This window comes from Curtobacterium sp. VKM Ac-2887 (genome assembly GCF_015350935.1).
Taxonomy (GTDB): domain Bacteria; phylum Actinomycetota; class Actinomycetes; order Actinomycetales; family Microbacteriaceae; genus Curtobacterium.
This window is the reverse complement of record NZ_JADKSB010000004.1, coordinates 81,024-97,038: the sequence shown is the minus strand read 5'-3', so window position 1 is coordinate 97,038 and position 16,015 is coordinate 81,024. Positions and strand designations below refer to the sequence as shown.

The 16,015-nt window shown below is 69.7% G+C and carries 11 protein-coding genes and 1 tRNA gene; 8 read left to right on the top strand and 4 right to left on the bottom strand.

Annotated features, from left to right (window positions below):
* Positions 1–76 precede the first annotated feature (76 nt).
* The 3 genes from der to ITJ69_RS06200 all read left to right on the top strand — a co-directional run bounded on the left by der (position 77) and on the right by ITJ69_RS06200 (position 3,011).
* Positions 77–1,597 (top strand): ribosome biogenesis GTPase Der, encoded by a 1,521-nt coding sequence (gene der / locus ITJ69_RS06210; RefSeq protein ID WP_111084613.1) that lies wholly within the window; start codon positions 77–79, stop codon positions 1,595–1,597.
* Between the two features lie 119 nt (positions 1,598–1,716).
* On the top strand, positions 1,717–2,358 hold the full coding sequence (locus tag ITJ69_RS06205) for a hypothetical protein (RefSeq protein ID WP_194672322.1): 642 nt from the start codon (positions 1,717–1,719) through the stop codon (positions 2,356–2,358).
* Between the two features lie 131 nt (positions 2,359–2,489).
* On the top strand, positions 2,490–3,011 hold the full coding sequence (locus tag ITJ69_RS06200; RefSeq protein WP_123293894.1) for a hypothetical protein: 522 nt from the start codon (positions 2,490–2,492) through the stop codon (positions 3,009–3,011).
* Positions 3,012–3,126: 115 nt separating this feature from the next.
* Here the strand turns inward: ITJ69_RS06200 and ITJ69_RS06195 are convergent, their stop codons facing one another.
* Positions 3,127–5,274, bottom strand: coding sequence for a RecQ family ATP-dependent DNA helicase (locus ITJ69_RS06195; RefSeq protein ID WP_194672321.1), 2,148 nt, complete (start codon positions 5,272–5,274; stop codon positions 3,127–3,129).
* A 75-nt stretch (positions 5,275–5,349) separates the two neighbouring features.
* Positions 5,350–6,831 carry a hypothetical protein gene (locus ITJ69_RS06190; protein WP_194672320.1) on the bottom strand — a complete coding sequence of 494 codons (1,482 nt, stop codon included), beginning with the start codon at positions 6,829–6,831 and terminating at the stop codon, positions 5,350–5,352.
* A gap of 70 nt (positions 6,832–6,901) precedes the next feature.
* Here ITJ69_RS06190 and ITJ69_RS06185 point away from each other — a divergent pair, with 70 nt between their 5' ends.
* From ITJ69_RS06185 to ITJ69_RS06175, 3 genes are all read left to right on the top strand, one after another.
* Positions 6,902–7,732: an endonuclease/exonuclease/phosphatase family protein gene (locus tag ITJ69_RS06185; protein WP_194672319.1), complete on the top strand. Its 831-nt coding sequence runs from the start codon at positions 6,902–6,904 to the stop codon at positions 7,730–7,732.
* Positions 7,720–8,310 carry a hypothetical protein gene (locus ITJ69_RS06180; protein ID WP_228505008.1) on the top strand — a complete coding sequence of 197 codons (591 nt, stop codon included), beginning with the start codon at positions 7,720–7,722 and terminating at the stop codon, positions 8,308–8,310. The genes ITJ69_RS06185 and ITJ69_RS06180 overlap by 13 nt, the downstream gene beginning before the upstream one ends.
* A 176-nt stretch (positions 8,311–8,486) precedes the next feature.
* Positions 8,487–8,560, top strand: a tRNA-Pro gene (locus tag ITJ69_RS06175).
* A 1,153-nt stretch (positions 8,561–9,713) separates the two neighbouring features.
* Here the strand turns inward: ITJ69_RS06175 and ITJ69_RS06170 are convergent.
* Entirely contained in the window at positions 9,714–10,367 is a 654-nt protein-coding gene (locus ITJ69_RS06170; protein ID WP_228505006.1) for a TetR/AcrR family transcriptional regulator, read from the bottom strand.
* A 121-nt stretch (positions 10,368–10,488) separates the two neighbouring features.
* Between ITJ69_RS06170 and ITJ69_RS06165 the strand changes: the two genes are divergently transcribed.
* The gene (locus ITJ69_RS06165; RefSeq protein ID WP_194672317.1) at positions 10,489–11,964 is read left to right on the top strand and encodes an MFS transporter; all 1,476 of its coding nucleotides are present in this window, start codon (positions 10,489–10,491) and stop codon (positions 11,962–11,964) included.
* Between the two features lie 87 nt (positions 11,965–12,051).
* Here the strand turns inward: ITJ69_RS06165 and ITJ69_RS06160 are convergent, their stop codons facing one another.
* Positions 12,052–12,765, bottom strand: coding sequence for a TetR/AcrR family transcriptional regulator (locus tag ITJ69_RS06160; protein ID WP_194672316.1), 714 nt, complete (start codon positions 12,763–12,765; stop codon positions 12,052–12,054).
* Between ITJ69_RS06160 and ITJ69_RS06155 the strand changes: the two genes are divergently transcribed.
* Positions 12,760–15,996: an efflux RND transporter permease subunit gene (locus tag ITJ69_RS06155; protein ID WP_194672315.1), complete on the top strand. Its 3,237-nt coding sequence runs from the start codon at positions 12,760–12,762 to the stop codon at positions 15,994–15,996. The two genes, ITJ69_RS06160 and ITJ69_RS06155, sit on opposite strands and share 6 nt — an antisense overlap.
* Positions 15,997–16,015 lie beyond the last annotated feature (19 nt).

Sequence of the window (16,015 nt, the reverse complement as noted above, 5' to 3'; positions counted from 1 at the left end):
CACCACGGCCGGATCTCCGGCCCGGCCGGGAACGGCCACCGACACCGCGGCTCCGGCCGCTCGCGAGGAACCCACCATGGCTCAGTTGGACAACCCGGACAACGACGACTTCCCCCAGTACGACGACGCCCTCGGCGAGCGGCTCGCCGGACTCGACGAGGCCGAGGCCGAGCAGCGCGCGACCGCGCTCCGCGCCGGACTCGAGGAGTACGACCTCGAGGACGAAGACCTCGCCCTGCTCGAGGCCGGTCAGGTCGGCGAGGACGGCGTCCACTACCTGCCCGCCTACCCGGTGCTCGCGATCGTCGGCCGCCCGAACGTCGGCAAGTCCGCGCTCGTCAACCGCATCCTCGGTCGTCGCGAGGCCGTCGTGCAGGACGTCCCCGGCGTCACGCGTGACCGCGTCAGCTACAAGGCCGACTGGAACGACAAGCGCTTCACGCTCGTCGACACGGGCGGCTGGGAGCCCGGCGCCGAGGGCATCAACGCCTCGGTCGCCGCGCAGGCCGAGGTCGCGATCGACCTCGCCGACGCCGTGCTGTTCGTCGTCGACGTCACGGTCGGCATCACCGCCACCGACGAGCACGTCGTCAAGATGCTCCGCGGCACCGACCGCCCCGTCATCGTCGTCGCGAACAAGGCCGACGACGAGCGCCGCGAACTCGACGCCTACGAGCTCTGGAACCTGGGGCTCGGCGAGCCGCACCCCGTGTCGGCCCTGCACGGCCGTGGCGTCGCGGACCTGCTCGACCTGATCATCAAGACGCTGCCCGACACCTCGGCCGTCGCCAAGCAGGAGGTCGGTGGCCCCCGCCGCGTCGCGATCCTCGGCCGCCCGAACGTCGGCAAGAGCTCGCTGCTCAACAAGGCCGCCGGTGAAGAGCGCGTCGTCGTGAACGACATCGCCGGCACCACCCGCGACCCGGTGGACGAGCAGATCGAGCTCGGCGGCAAGGTGTGGCGGTTCGTCGACACCGCCGGCATCCGGAAGCGCGTCCACATGCAGCAGGGCGCCGACTTCTACGCGTCGCTCCGCACCACCGCGGCGCTCGAGAAGGCCGAGGTCGCCGTCGTCGTCCTCGACGTCACCGAGCCCGTCTCCGTGCAGGACCTCCGCATCATCGACCTGGTGCTCGAGTCGGGCCGTGCGCTCGTCCTGGCCTACAACAAGTGGGACCTGCTCGACGACGAACGCCGCCGCTACCTCGAGCGCGAGATCGAGCAGGACCTGGCGCACGTCGCCTGGGCCCCGCGTGTGAACATCTCGGCCCGCACCGGCCGCCACCTCGAGAAGCTCGTGCCGGCGCTCGAGACCGCCCTCGCGTCGTGGGACACCCGCATCCCGACGGGCAAGGTCAACGCCTTCATCGCCGAGCTCGTCCAGGAGCACCCCCACCCCGTGCGCGGAGGCAAGCAGCCCCGCATCCTGTTCGGGACCCAGGCGTCGAGCCAGCCGCCGACGTTCGTGCTCTTCACGTCGGCATTCCTCGACCCGCAGTACCGACGGTTCATCACCCGTCGACTCCGCGAGGTCTGGGGCTTCTCCGGTACCCCGATCAACGTCAACATGCGCGTGCGCGAGCGCCGGAAGCGCTGAGTCGCAGCTCCGTCACACACAACGCGTCCCGTCTGCACGGGGCGCGTTGTGCGTTGGCGTTCGCGTTCGGCCGGGAGGCCCGGAGCGCGTCCGCAGCGTCGGCGCGGCATCATGGGACCGTGCGCATCGGGCGGTGGGGAACGGATCGACGTCGGCTCGCCCTGGTGGGTGCCCTCGTCGCCGTGGTCGTCGTCGGGTCGGTGTCGCTCTGGACGGTCTCGCACGCGCCGTCCGAGGACGACGCAGTCACCCGCTCCGAACGCGCTGCGCCCGTGCCCGAGCCCGCACAGTCGCCCGCGGAGGGGCTGCGACCCTCGAACGGCCTCGGCGTGCCCCTGCCCGAGGCGTCCCCGGCCGTGCAACCCGTCGATTCGTCGCCGATCGAGCCGTGGTGGCGCCGCGTCCCGCCGGTCTCCGGGGACATCGTCGGCATCGACGGCGCCGCTGCCTCTGGACACGTCCACATCGCGGCGAACACGGGTGACGCCACCCTCGCGGTGGACATCTCGCACCTGAAGACGGGCACGAGCGGCCCAGTCGACGTCGTGTTGTCCGGTGGGACCGTCACCGGAGGCAAGGACCCGGAGTGGACCCCGGCGGGGGAGTCCTTCGACGTGTTCCAGGCCGCCGGCGTCGAGCAGGGACTGACCGTCGTGTTGAGCGACCCGTGGACACTGCCCGACGAGGTCCGCTCCCTCGTCCTGCTCGATGCGGCGAGCGGCACCGTGCTCGGTGGCGCGGCGCTCGTACCGAGCGACTGAGCCGGCTGGGCAGTCCCGCGCCGACCCGGAACGACATCGTCGACGTCGTGCGACCTCGATGACGTCGTTCGGGGTCGGCGTCGGCGACGGCGCGGTACGTCGATGGTCGCTCGATGCGGCACGATGTACTGGTGACGCAGCGCAACGACGGACTCGGTGGCCTCGCCGACCGTCTGTGGTGCCGGCTGCGGCTCGACCGGCTGGCCGGAGGTCGCCAGGGCGGGTACGTCATCCGCCAGGACATGCTCGAGCACCCCGACACCGTGCGCTCGTTCCGGTGGATCCGGTGGCTGCTCGTCGCGGAGACGATCGTCGGACTCGCGGCCATCGTCGTGGCCGTGCTGCTGACGCGCGCGGGGGAGACCGTGCCGTGGGCGGTGTGGTTCCGGGCGACGGTCGTGTTGCTCATCACTCTGACGCTCTACGTGTTCGCGTGGCGGGCACAGCTCGGGTACTACTGGGCGTACCAGCGGGTGCGGTTGTTCAGCCGGATCTTCCCGATCGTGACGCTCATCGTGGCGGCGATCCCCGGGCTGTACCCGTTCTGGATGGTGATCGAGCAGATCGTGTTCTCACTGCTCATGATCGGTATCGGCGACGTGCTCACCACCGACCACATGCGCGCCACGTTCCCCAAGCCCGCCCGCCGCTAGCGCCGTCGACCGCCGGCTCCGGCGCCCGCACCACGCTTGCGACAGACCACGCGTCGATCGACTCGTGAACTGTCGCGGAACGGGTGCGGCGGCGGGCGGCGGGCGGCGGGCAGCGCTACGCGACGGTGGCCAGCGCGAAGGGCAGCACGGCGGCGGCCCCGGCACGCCGGAGCTCGCGGCCCGCGACGGTCATCGTCCACCGGCTGTCGACCAGGTCGTCGACGAGCAGCACCGGGCCCTGGTGCGACTGCAGCGCCGCAGCGAGTTCCGGCCCGACCTGGAACGTCTCCCACACGCCGGACAACCGGTACGCGCTGTTCGTCGCACCGTCGCCGCGGGGCGTGCCGCCGTTCCGGTCGAGCGTGCCGAGGAACTGCAGCCGTCCGATCGTGGACAGCGCCTGGGCGAGTGACCCCACGAGCTGCGGCCGTGACCGGGAGGACATCGCGACGACCCCGGTCGGCCGGGTCTCCCACGGCCAGTCCTTGAGCGCCCGGACACAGCCGTCGACGAGCTCGCGGGAGATCGGAGCGTCGGGCGTCGACGGCGAGAACAGCGCACGGAGCGGTCCACCCCAGCCGAGGTCGGTCAGACGAGCCACCGCGCGGCCGGGCTGGACGAGCTCGTCGGCGCCGATCTTGCCCCGCACCGAGACGCCGAGCGACGACATGCCCGACGGCCACTGGGCACGCGGCGCGATCTCGACACCGACCTTGTCGAGCGCGGCAGCCGCACCGGACGAGTCCGAGTCGGAGACCGCGGTCGGGAACCACGCCCCGGCGCAGTTGTCGCACCGGCCGCAGGGCTCCGCCGACGGGTCGTCGAGGTCCTGCTGCAACAGCTGCATGCGGCACGCCGAGGTGGACTCGTAGTCGAGCATCGAAGCGGCCTCGGCGGAACGCGCCGCGGCGACCCGCTCGTACCGCGGGGCGTCGTACTGCCACGGCTGCCCGGTGGAGACCCAGCCGCCGGTGACGCGTCGAACCGCCCCGTCGACGTCGAGCACCTTGAGCAGGAGTTCGAGGGTGGAGCGCTTGATGTCGACCAGACCCTCGAGCGCGACCGTCGACATCGCGGTGTCGGTGGACAGGGCACCGAGCACGGCGGAGGCCCGGGCCTCCGTCGGCATCGACGCGCTCGCGAAGTACTGCCAGATCTCACGGTCCTCACGACCGGGCAGCAGCAGCACGTCGGCGTTGTCGGTGGCACGACCCGCACGGCCGATCTGCTGGTAGTACGCGACAGGCGACGACGGGGCGCCGACGTGCACGACGAACCCGAGGTCCGGCTTGTCGAACCCCATGCCGAGCGCGCTCGTGGCGACGAGGGCCTTCAGCTCGTTGCCCTTGAGCTGCTGCTCGAGCTGCTCCCGCTCGTCGGTGTCGGTGCGCCCCGTGTAGGCCCGGACGGCGTACCCGTTGTCGCGCAGCAGTCGGGCGATGTCCTCGGCCGCCGAGACCGTGAGCGTGTAGATGATGCCGCTGCCGGGCAGGTCGCCGAGGTGCGCGAGCAGCCAGCCGAGCCGCTGCCGGGCGTCGGGCAGCGTGAGCACGCCCACGCGCAGCGATGCCCGGGCGAGCGACCCACGGATCGTGAACACCGGGTCGGCCGGGCCGGCGGTGAGCTGCTCGGCGACGTCCTCGACCACGCGCTCGTTCGCCGTCGCGGTGGTCGCCAGGACGGGGACGCCGTGGGGGAGGGACCGGATGAGTTCGGCCAACCGGCGGTAGTCCGGTCGGAAGTCGTGGCCCCAGTCCGAGATGCAGTGCGCCTCGTCGACCACGAGCATGCCCATCCGGGCGATCAGGGTCGGCATCTGCTCGTCGCGGAACTTCGGGTTGTTCAGGCGCTCGGGGGAGACGAGGAGCACGTCGACCTCGTCACGGGCGAGCGCGGCCTGGGTCTCGCCCCACTCGTGTGCGTTCGCCGAGTTGATCGACACCGCACGGACCCCGGCCCGGGCAGCCGCTGCCACCTGGTCGCGCATCAGTGCGAGCAGCGGCGACACCAGGACGGTCGGGCCGCCACCACGACGCCGGAGCAGCAGGGTCGCGAGGAAGTACACCGCGGACTTGCCCCACCCGGTGCGCTGCACGACGAGGGCGCGCTGCCGGTGCTCGACCAGGGCGGAGATCGCCTCGAGCTGGCCGGGGTGGAAGACCGCGTCGGGGCGCCCCGTGAGCGCAGCGAGCGCCTGCTGTGCCTCGGCGGCGATGTCCGCAGACGGCGAGACGACAGACGGGGCGGCGGTGGGGGTGTCCATGACCCCATGCTGTCAGGAGCAACCGACGAAACGCGGGTCGCGCCTCCAGTCTGTGGACAACGCGACGGAACGCGCTTACTGGTAGGTGACCAGTGACGGCGTCGGTTGCACGTCCGCCATCGTCTGCGACGGCGTCAGCATGGGCGTGTCCTCGTCGGTGAAGTTCTTCCAACCCCAGTGCAGGCCCTCCGGAGCGCCTTCGTGCAGCGCCTTCCACGTCGCCTGCTTGTCCGGCTGCGACCCCTGCCCGTCGACGTGCACGAGCATGTCGAGCTCCGGGTGGGTCTTCAGCGCGTCACGGTCCTGGATCATCGAGAGCCGGAACTGGTGCAGCACGAGCGCCTTCGGCGGCAGCCCCTCCTTCTTGACGAGCGATGCGAGCCACGAGGACACCTCGTTCACCTCGGACGCCGACACGCTGCCGATCTGCTCGAGCGGCACCTGGTCCTTCGTCAGCCGCCACTCCGGGTCGAGCGCGAGCCACACCCCGGGCTTCTTCAGCAGCGACTCGTACTTCTTCGCCTGCGACAGGAAGTCCGAGCGGCCCGGCTGCAGGTCGATGATCACGGGCATGTCGGCGTCGTGCGCGGCGTCGACGTAGGGCTCGAGCGTCGACACGGGCAGCTCGGTCGAGTAGTCGCCGTCCGCCCCGGCGTCCCCCGCGGCGACGGTCGCGATGACCTCCATCGCAGGCGTCACCAGCTCGTCGGACTCGGCCCGGTACGGCTTCGCGACCTGCTCGGCACGCTGAACGGTGGCCTCCGGCCCCTGCTCGCCGAGCACACCGAGCGCCGGCGCGCCGGGAGCCCCGTACAGCGCCACGTAGCGGTGCCCGTCGAACGGCCGCTGGCCGCCGTTCCGCAGCTGGAAGCCGCCCTCGGCCGCCCGTACCGTCCACTCCGGGTCCTGCAGTGCGTCGAACGCCGCACCGACCAGGACCGTCTGGTGCTGCTTCCGCTCGTGCAGCGCCGTCACCACGTCGGGCGCGGCAGCCGGGTCGGTCACGCCCTTCGGCATGGTCACCACCTTCGCGCCGGCGGCCTTGGCGGTCGCCACGGCCGCAGCGTCCGCGCTCGCGTCCGCCACCACCACGGTGGCCTGCCGGGAGGCCCGGGTCGACTCCGGCGCGTCGCCATCCTCGGGCGCCTTCCGCTGTTCGACGTCCGTGTCGACCGACACGTCGCCCTCCGCCTGGTACCAGTCGGCCCCGAGCCGATCGAGCTCGCCCGCGACGGCAGCGCCACCCTTCGCGCCCTTCCCGGTCAGCAGCACCGGGACGTGGGCGCTCGCCGCAGCCTTCGCTGCATCGGAGATCGCGTCGGCATCACCGGCCGTCGCCACGATCGCGCCGGGAGCACTCGCGAACAGGGCCGTGCTCACCCGCACTGACCGAGCCGCAGCGTCGGAGGCGTCGGCGACCGTGACCGTCCTCGCCGTGGCCTTCGCGAGGGTCGGGCGGCTCGTGTCCGGCCCGCTCGACGTGCACCCGGCGGCTCCGAGCAGCAGTCCGGAGACGGCGATCGCGACGAGGACACGAGGGGTGGAACGAGAACGCATCGGGCCACCCTACGAGCCACGCGGAGAGGTCCCTGGGAATCCGACGGGTGTCGTCTCGTAGAAGGGAGGCATGCCCCACCACCCCGACGACCACCCGCTCATCGGAGCCGTCCGGTCGCCCGAGGTCCACTGCATGACCCTCAACGTGCGCCGTCGCGTGCCGCGACCGTCCGCACACCCGGACGCCTGGGAGCGTCGCCGCGATGCCATCACCGCGCTCGTCACGTCCGAAGCGCCCACCGTCCTCGCCGTCCAGGAGGCCCTCCCCACGCAGGCAGACGACCTCACGGCCGGCCTCGGGTCGGGTTGGGAGTCCGTCCTGGTCGGGCGCGGCGCGCGCGGCGGTGGCGAGCAGGTCGGGCTCTTCCTGGACCGCTCCCGCCTCGACGTCGTCGAGCGACGCACGTGGGCGCTGTCCCGCACACCGAGCCGTCCGGGATCCCGCTCGTGGGTCACGTCCTTCCCCCGGCACGCCGTCGGGGCCGTCGTCGACGACCGCGCGACCGGCGTCCGGTTCCTGGCCATCGCGACGCACCTCGACGTCGCCTCGCCGTGGGCCCGACTGCGGTCCGCCGAACTCCTCGGCCGGATCGTGCGACAGCGCGGCCTGCCCGCCGTCGTGATGGCCGACTGGAACAGTCCGGCAGGGTCCGCACCATGGCGAGCACTGGCGGACGCTGGTGTCGTCGACAGCTGGGGACGGGCCTCCAGGCAGGTGGGCGAGCCGTACGGGACGTACCCGCACTACGCGAGTCCGCGTGTCGGTGGCCGGCGCATCGACGGCGTGCTGGTGACGCCGGACGCGACCGTCGACCGGGTGGCCGTGTCGAACCGGCGGCCGGGCGGCGTGTGGCCCTCCGACCACGCGGCCGTGCACGCGGTCGTGCGGTGGGCGTCGTGATCCGGGCGCTCGGGCCGACGTTCCTGCGCCCGAAGTTCCTGGTGGCCGACGTGGTGCGTGCCCTGACGCTCGTGAGCCTGGTCGTCGCGAGCATCGGGTGGGGCGGCACCGCCCTGCCGGTGATGGCACTGTCGCTGCTCGGGGTCGTGGTGCCGCGGATGCTCGGACTGCGGCCCGCGTTCGACCTGGCGGTGTGCGTGCTCGTGCTGCTCGCCGGGTGGTCGAGTGTGCTCGAGTGGTACACGAGCGTGTTCCTGTGGGACAAGTTCATGCACGTCGTGCTCACCGGGCTGCTCGCCGCCGTGCTCTACGTCATCGGCGCTGACCTGCGCGCGGTGCCGGCGCCGGACGGGGAGCGCCGGGTGGTCGTCGCGGTCCTCGGGCTGTGCGCTGGGCTCGCGATCGGGGCGGCGTGGGAGATGGGGGAGTGGCTCGGGCACAACTTCGTCGACTCGGCGATCTACGTCGGGTACGACGACACCATCGGGGACCTGGCGGCGGACGGGGCCGGAGGGTTGCTCGTCGGGCTCGGGTTGCCGTGGTTGGCGGCGCGGCGTGAGGTGGTGCGGGCGGGGTGACGGTCTCGTCCGGGGCGATCGTGTCGTTTGGGTTGTTCGGGCGGCTCTGGTTGCTTGCTCGCTCCGACTCGCTGTGGCACGGAGGGGGTCTGACGTCCGCTATGCTGGACCGGTCGCTCGCGCTCCGGTCGGACGCGGGCGAGGATCCTCCGGGATCCTGAGTTCTCCGGAACTCGCGGGCTGTGGCGCAGCTTGGTAGCGCACTTGACTGGGGGTCAAGGGGTCGCAGGTTCAAATCCTGTCAGCCCGACCGAAGGGGCAACTTAGGAATCGTCTTAAGAACTGTCCGCAATGAAGAAGCCCACCGAGAATCTCGGTGGGCTTCTTCATTGCGCGTCGCCCTCGTACCGGGCTCGTGTGGGGGCAGGTAGCACTTGTGTGGCCCATTCCTGACCCGCGCGGAGCGCGTGCCCGGTCTTTTGGCGCGACAAAGAGTGCCGCATCGACGCCGCGTCCACGGAGCGAATCGGCGATGGCAGCGCCATCGTCGTTGCCTCGGCTGGAGACGTCGCGTCTTGCACGTTGTGGTCGTTGTCGTAGCCGAGGTAGCGCAAGAACGTAAGGGCCGGACGGTGTACGCGAGGCTGGCAAGCCGGACGACAGCACCGACCGGTTTAGCTCAACATGAGAAGGCTGCCCTGGTGGGCAGGGAAGTTTGGTTCACGTCCGCTTCTTGACCGTTCGGGTGGCGCGTTGCGCCCTGCGAGCGGCCTTCTCTTCGGCTTTCTGTTGTCTGAGTTCGAGATCGGGTGCGCCGCCAGGGAGTGTCCCCGTGTAGGTGTTCGCGTACTCCGGATTTCTCTGGGATCCGCGGGATGCGACTTGGCAGTCATGGCTCGAGGCTCACCAGCTGTTCTGGGAGGACGAAGAACGGCCCCCTCGTCGCCGTTCGTCTGACCCCGTCGAAGCTTCCATTGCTCGTTGGGTTGCCCACCAACGAGCACTTGCGAAGACCGGAACGCTTCCTGCAATGCGAGAACGAGCACTCCGCCGCGCCAAGTACCGTGTCCTATAGCAGCCTTCGTGCAGCTCGGTGGGACGAGGGCTCTTCCTTATGGGAACGGCACGAGAAAGCTCTTCCCGGCTCCCGGCTCCCGGCTCCCGGCTCCCGGCTCCCGGCTCCCGGCTCCCGGCTCCCGGTGTCGAGCGACAAGGGTTGTTGTCAGTAGTTCACGCGTTCTGTCAGGGAGCCGACCGGTCGTGTTGCGCATAGTGCTAGTAGGCGGGTAGCCCTGGCCGCGTCCTGCAGGGCCTTCGGCGCTCGTCGCCTCGCGCTTCGTCAGCGCGCGGATGGCGGCGGCTTCCCGAGCGACAGCGCGGTGGAATCGCCGGCGTTTGCCCAGATGAGAACGGCTCGTCGTCGAGATCCGGTGAGCACCCGAGGAGTCAGGAAGCGGCCGCCTTCACTTCGACGCACGAGAGGATCGGTCGGCCTTCAGGAGCACCCGGACAGCCTCGCTGAGCGGCGCTGCCAGCTCGCCTGCGGCGGCCGAGGTGAGCGGCTCGAGTCCGGTCGCCGCTCTGACCATCACGATGCCGAGTCCCGTCGCAATCGCGACCTGCGCTCGCAGCAACAGGTGCTCGGTCTCCGGGTCGCCGGGCATCCAGCCGGCTATCGCTGCCATCCGTTCGGTGAACGAGAGCAGCGTTTGACGCCGGATCCGATCGGCTGCCGCATCGCCCGAGCTCCGGACGAGCAGGAGCATCTGCAACGAGGAATCGCCGCTCGGCGGACCGGTGATCTTCTGGACCATGCGGTCGACGACCTCGTCGATGGTCGATGCGTCGTCCTCCGGCACGTCGAACTCCGCGACGGTGCGGCTGAGGCAAGCCTCGAACAGTCCTTCCTTCGACGTGAAGTAGCGATTGATCAGCGCCACGTTCACGCCAGCATCGCTCGCGATGTCCCGCACGGTGGTGGACCCGTACCCATTGATGGCGAACCGTCGGCGGGCGGACTGCAGCAGGCGGAGTCGAGTGGCCCCGGCATCCCGTGCCCGCCCGGAGCCGTCCGAGCTGGTGGCGTCCTCGACCGGCGTCGGCGTCTGCGTCGTCATCGTCGTCCTTCCGTTGCCCCCACCGTACCGCGCCGACTACCCCTCGTAAACGGCTGTTGACTTCGTGCCACAAACGACTAACATCTTCACGTCAGCAAACGTTTACATCGACTGGAGCAAGATGTCACAGACCATGGAGAGCCCGCGGACGGGCTCCGTGCCCACCGCCACCGGGCACCGCCCGAACAGCACCGCGATCATCGTCTACCTCGCGCTCGGCGGCCTGTCCTTCGCCGTCCTGCAGTCGCTCGTCGCCCCGGCGCTCTCCACGATCGGCAAGGACCTCGAGGTCTCCACGAGCAGCGCGAGCTGGGTCCTCACCGCGTACCTGCTCTCCGCGTCGGTGCTCACACCGATCCTCGGTCGCCTCGGCGACATGGTCGGCAAGCGCAAGGTCCTCATCGTGGTCCTGGCGGTGCTCCTCGCCGGTGCCATCCTCGCCGCACTCGCGCCGAACCTCACGGTGCTGATCATCGCCCGTGCGCTGCAGGGCGCTGCCGGTGCGGTGATGCCCCTGTCGATCGGCATCGTCCGCGACGAGCTGCCGAAGGAGAAGGTCAGCGTCACGATCGGCCTGCTGTCGGCGATCTTCGGCATCGGCGCCGGTGTCGGCATCGTCGCCGCGGGCCCGATCGTCGAGCACCTCTCGTGGCACTGGCTGTTCTGGCTTCCCGCCGTCCTGGTCGTGATCGCACTGTTCGGCGTGATCTTCGGCATGCCGGAGTCGCCGGTCCGCAAGCCCGGTCGCCTCGACCTCGTCGGCACCGGCGTCCTCACCGTTTCGCTCGTGTCGCTCCTCATCGCGATCAGCGAGGGCGAGACCTGGGGCTGGGGTGACGGCAAGACCATCGGCCTGCTGATCCTCGGCGCCGTCGCACTCGTCGCCTTCGTGTTCGTCGAGCTCCGGGTGAAGGCGCCGCTCATCGACGTCCGGCTGTTCAAGATCCGCGGTGTCTGGACCGCGCACGTCGTCGCCCTGGTCTTCGGTTTCGCGATGTTCGGCACGTTCGTCCTCGTGCCCACGCTGCTCCAGCTGCCGACCGTGATCGGCTACGGCTTCGGGAAGTCGGTGTCCGAGGCGGGGCTCTTCCTCCTGCCGACCGTCATCATGATGGTCGTCGCCGGACCGATCGCGGGCATGCTCGTCCGGAAGTACGGACCGAAGCTCCCCATGCTCGCTGGTGGCATCGCGGTGACCGCCGCATTCGTGCTGCCTGCCCTCGCGCACGGTGAGATGTGGCAGATCGTCGTGTCGGGCATCCTGACCGGCATCGGGATCGGCCTCGCCCTGGCTGCCTGCTCGAACGCCATCATCGAGAGCGTCCCCGCCGCGCAGACCGGTGAGGCCATCAGTGCCAACACCGTCGTCCGCACGATCGGTTCGAGCGTCGGCACCGCGGTCATCGCGGCGCTCATCTCCTCGAACACCACTGCGCAGGGTCTCCCGCTCGACGACGCCTTCACCACCGGCTTCTGGGCGTGCGCCGGCGTCGGCGCGCTCGCGATCATCGGTGCGCTCGTCGCCCCGTCGATGCGCAAGCGTCGTCAAGACGCGCGAGCGATCGGCGTCGACGACCTGGAGGGCGTCACGGACTGACGCCGGCTCCAGAGCCGCCATCCTGGAGGCGCGACCCGCGTGATCGACGCGGGTCGCGCCTCCAGTCGGTCCAGGCCCGCCCCGCGGTCACCGCGCGATGTCCAGCGTGCGGCGGACGAGGGTGCTGCACTGCCGCTCGAGCTCCGGTAGGTCCGGCTCTGCCGAGCCCGCCATGACGGCCCCGGTGGTCATCTGCAAGGAGCGGTAGCAGAGGGAGACGAGCATCTCGGCAGTCCCTGGAGGGCACTCGCCCCGACGGGACTCGATCATCCCGCGCACGGTCTTGAGGACCTCCGTGCCCACGCGGTTCATCAGTGCGAACTGCTTCGTCACCAGCTGGGGGTACCGTTTGATCACTTCGCCACGCTGCTGGCTCCGGGCGACATCCGAGATGGCGGGCGCCGCGATGACGAACAGCAGGCCGACGATCGAGTCGATGAGGTCCGCATCCTCGTAGCGTGCGGCATGTTCTGCGAGCATCGACTCGTCGAGTTCGAAGCCGTTCGTGACGAGGAGCGCATCCTCCTTGCTGTCGAAGTAGTTGAAGAACGTCCTGCGGGACACGTGGGCGCGCTCGGCGATGTGGTCGATGGTGGCTGCCTCGAGCCCGTCGCGCAACGTGAAGAAGAGGGCGGCTTCCGCGAGTGCATCCCGGGTCTCGCGTCGCTTGACATCTCGGAGCCCTGGCGTTGCCGCTGTCCCGTCACTGTGGATCACCTGCCAATCATGCCGCAGGCGCGAGTGTTCACCAAGGCAAACTTGCACTAGTGCATCTGCGTGCCGGATGATTTTCGTATGCATATCCTCGCTTCGCTCAGCATGAAGAACCGGGCGCTCGTCGCTCTGGTGACTGCTGTCATCGCGTTCTTCGGCGTGTTCTCGTTGACTGGGTTGAAGCAGGAGCTGATCCCGTCGATCTCCTTCCCGCAGCTCGTGGTGGTGACCAGCTACCCAGGCGCCTCGCCGGACGTCGTCAACGACGACGTGTCGACCCCGATCGAGTCGGCCATCCAGGGTGTCGAGGGCCTCGACACCACGACGGCGACCTCGAGCACGAACTCGTCGACGGTGTCGGCGACCTTCAAGTACGGCACCGACCTCGGGTCGGCCGAGCAGAAGGTCAGCCAGGCGATCAACCGCATCAAGTCGACGCTGCCCGACGGGTCCGACCCGCAGGTCGTCAGTGGATCGATCGACGACCTGCCCGTTCTGCAGCTCGCAGTCACCGGGGACGATGACCAGAAGGCCCTCGCAGCGGCGGTCGACGCGAACGTCGTCCCGGAACTCGAGAAGATCGACGGCGTCCGTGACGCCACCGTCGATGGCGCTGTCGGCCAGCGGGTGTCGATCACCCCGGACGTGGCGAAGCTCGCGACGGCCGGGCTGTCTTCGTCGGACATCAAGACCGCACTCGAGCAGAACGGAACGCTGATCCCCGGGGGTGACATCACCCAGGACGGCTCCACGCTCTCGGTCCAGGCCGGCGCGAAGCTGACCTCGACGGGCGACATCAAGGCCTTGCCACTGATCGGTTCCGCCGGATCCTCCGCATCCGGTTCCGCGTCGGAGGGGGCCGCCGCGGCAGCAGCCGCAGCGACGGCCGCCGGCGGGACACCGGCAGGCGTGACCACGATCGGCGACGTCGCCACGGTTGAACTCACCGACGACCCGGCGACGTCCGTGTCGCTCGTCAACGGCAAGCCGGCGCTCACGATAGCCATCACGAAGACGCCGGACGGCAACACCGTGGCGATCTCGAAGGCGGTGAACGACAAGCTCCCCGATCTGCAGGACCGGCTCGGCGACGGCGCGAAGTTCACCACCGTCTTCGACCAGGCCCCCTTCATCCAGCAGTCGATCTCCTCGCTCGCCGAAGAAGGCGGGCTCGGACTGATCTTCGCCATCATCGTGATCCTGCTGTTCCTCTTCTCCATCAGGTCGACGATCGTCACGGCGATCTCGATCCCGGCATCCCTGCTGATCACCTTCATCGGGCTGCAGGCCTCCGGATACACGCTGAACATCCTCACGCTCGGTGCACTGACGATCGCGATCGGTCGAGTCGTCGACGACTCGATCGTGGTCATCGAGAACATCAAGCGACATCTCGATCACGGTGAAGAGCGCGCGGGGACGATCGTCCGCGCGGTTCGCGAGGTCGCCGGCGCCATCACTGCCTCGACCATCACGACCGTCGCGGTGTTCCTCCCGATCTCGTTCGTCGGCGGCAGCGTCGGTGAGCTCTTCCGCCCGTTCGCACTGACCGTGGCGATCGCGTTGCTCGCGTCGTTGTTCGTGGCGCTCACCATCGTCCCGGTGCTGGCGTACTGGTTCCTGCGTCCGTCGAAGCGTGCGAAGGCCCGCCTTGCCGCGCTGGAAGCAGAACAGCCGCACGGCAACCACGCGGCCGCGGTCGCGGCAGATGCCCCGCCGGCGGTAGAGCACAGCGCCGAGCACGCGCACGCCGCGAAGTCGCTCGAGGACGACGAGGAGCCGACCCGCCTCCAGCGTGCGTACCGCCCGATCATCGCCTGGACCCTGAAGCACTCCGTGGCGACGGTGCTCCTCGCAGTGCTCGTCCTGGTCGGCACCGGCGCGCTGTTCCCGTTCATGAAGACGAACTTCCTCGGCGACAGCGGACAGAACTCGCTCTCGGTGACCCAGACGGTACCGGTGGGGGAGAGCCTCGACAGGCAACGGGACACGGCACTGCAGGCATCGTCCGCGCTGCAGGACGTCTCGGGCGTCGACACCGTCCAGGTAACCGTCGGGTCAGGCGGCGGGCTCGCCGCGTCCTTCGGCGGCGGCTCCAGCAACAGCATCAGTTACTCGATCACGACCGACGAGGATGCCGACCAGGCGAAGGTCCAGGACGACGTCCGTGACGCGTTCGACGGCATAGCGAAGGCCGACGACGTCTCCGTCGGGGCCGGTGGTGGGCTCGGCGGATCCTCGACGATCGATGTCGAGATCACTGCGAGCAAGCAGGCGCAGCTCCAGTCCGCTGACGACGACCTGTCGGCGGCGCTCCGGAAGCTGCCGGAAGCCGACCAGGTCGAGAGCAACCTCTCCGCATCCCTGCCGTACGTGGCGGTGCAGGTCGACCGCACGAAGGCGGCAGAGGCCGGGCTCTCCGAAGCCGCAGTCGGCGGACTCGTCAGCCAGGCGATCCAGCCGAGCCAGGTCGGATCGATCGTGATCGACGACACCTCGTTGTCCGTCTACCTCGACACGGCCGACGCGCCGACCACCACCGGCGAGCTCGAGAAGCTCCAGATCCCGACCGCGTCCGGTGCCGTCGACCTGTCGACGCTCGCGAAGGTCGAACGCGTGAACGGGCCGGCATCCATCACCACCGAGCGTGGTCTCCGGACGGCGACGGTCTCGGTGACACCGAAGGGTGACGACCTCGCCAGCGCGAGTGCGGCTGTGCAGACCGCGATCGACGACGCCGATCTCCCCTCGGGCGTCACGGCGACCGTCGGCGGCGCCACCGCCGACCAGAACGACGCGTTCGGCCAACTCGGCATCGCACTGCTGGTCGCGATCCTGATCGTCTACATCGTCATGGTGGCGACGTTCCGTTCGCTCCTGCAGCCGTTGCTGCTGCTCGTGTCGGTGCCGTTCGCCGCGACCGGTGCCATCCTGTTGCAGGTCGTCACCGGTGTGCCGCTCGGCGTCGCGTCACTCATCGGTGTGCTGATGCTCATCGGCATCGTGGTCACGAACGCGATCGTCCTGGTGGACCTCGTGAACCAGTACCGCAGCCGAGGGATGAGCGTCCGCGACGCGCTGATGCACGGTGCGACGCGGCGTCTCCGTCCGATCCTCATGACCGCACTCGCGACGATCTTCGCGCTCATCCCGATGGCGCTGGGCATCACCGGTCACGGCGGGTTCATCTCCCAGCCGTTGGCGATCGTCGTGATCGGCGGCCTGGTGTCGTCCACGGTGCTGACCCTCGTGGTGCTCCCCGTCATCTACAACCTCGTGGAGGGACGCCGGGAACGACGGGCGGCTCGGAAGAACTAGCGTCACACGACGACGGCCC

Coding starts and splice junctions, on each gene's coding strand:
- ITJ69_RS06190 (WP_194672320.1), bottom strand. CDS start 6,831: ATGCGTTCTCGTTCCACCCCTCGTGTCCTCGTCGCGATCGCCGTCTCC.
- ITJ69_RS06165 (WP_194672317.1), top strand. CDS start 10,489: ATGTCACAGACCATGGAGAGCCCGCGGACGGGCTCCGTGCCCACCGCC.
- ITJ69_RS06155 (WP_194672315.1), top strand. CDS start 12,760: ATGCATATCCTCGCTTCGCTCAGCATGAAGAACCGGGCGCTCGTCGCT.
- ITJ69_RS06195 (WP_194672321.1), bottom strand. CDS start 5,274: ATGGACACCCCCACCGCCGCCCCGTCTGTCGTCTCGCCGTCTGCGGAC.
- ITJ69_RS06160 (WP_194672316.1), bottom strand. CDS start 12,765: ATGCATACGAAAATCATCCGGCACGCAGATGCACTAGTGCAAGTTTGC.
- ITJ69_RS06185 (WP_194672319.1), top strand. CDS start 6,902: ATGCCCCACCACCCCGACGACCACCCGCTCATCGGAGCCGTCCGGTCG.
- ITJ69_RS06170 (WP_228505006.1), bottom strand. CDS start 10,367: ATGACGACGCAGACGCCGACGCCGGTCGAGGACGCCACCAGCTCGGAC.
- der (WP_111084613.1), top strand. CDS start 77: ATGGCTCAGTTGGACAACCCGGACAACGACGACTTCCCCCAGTACGAC.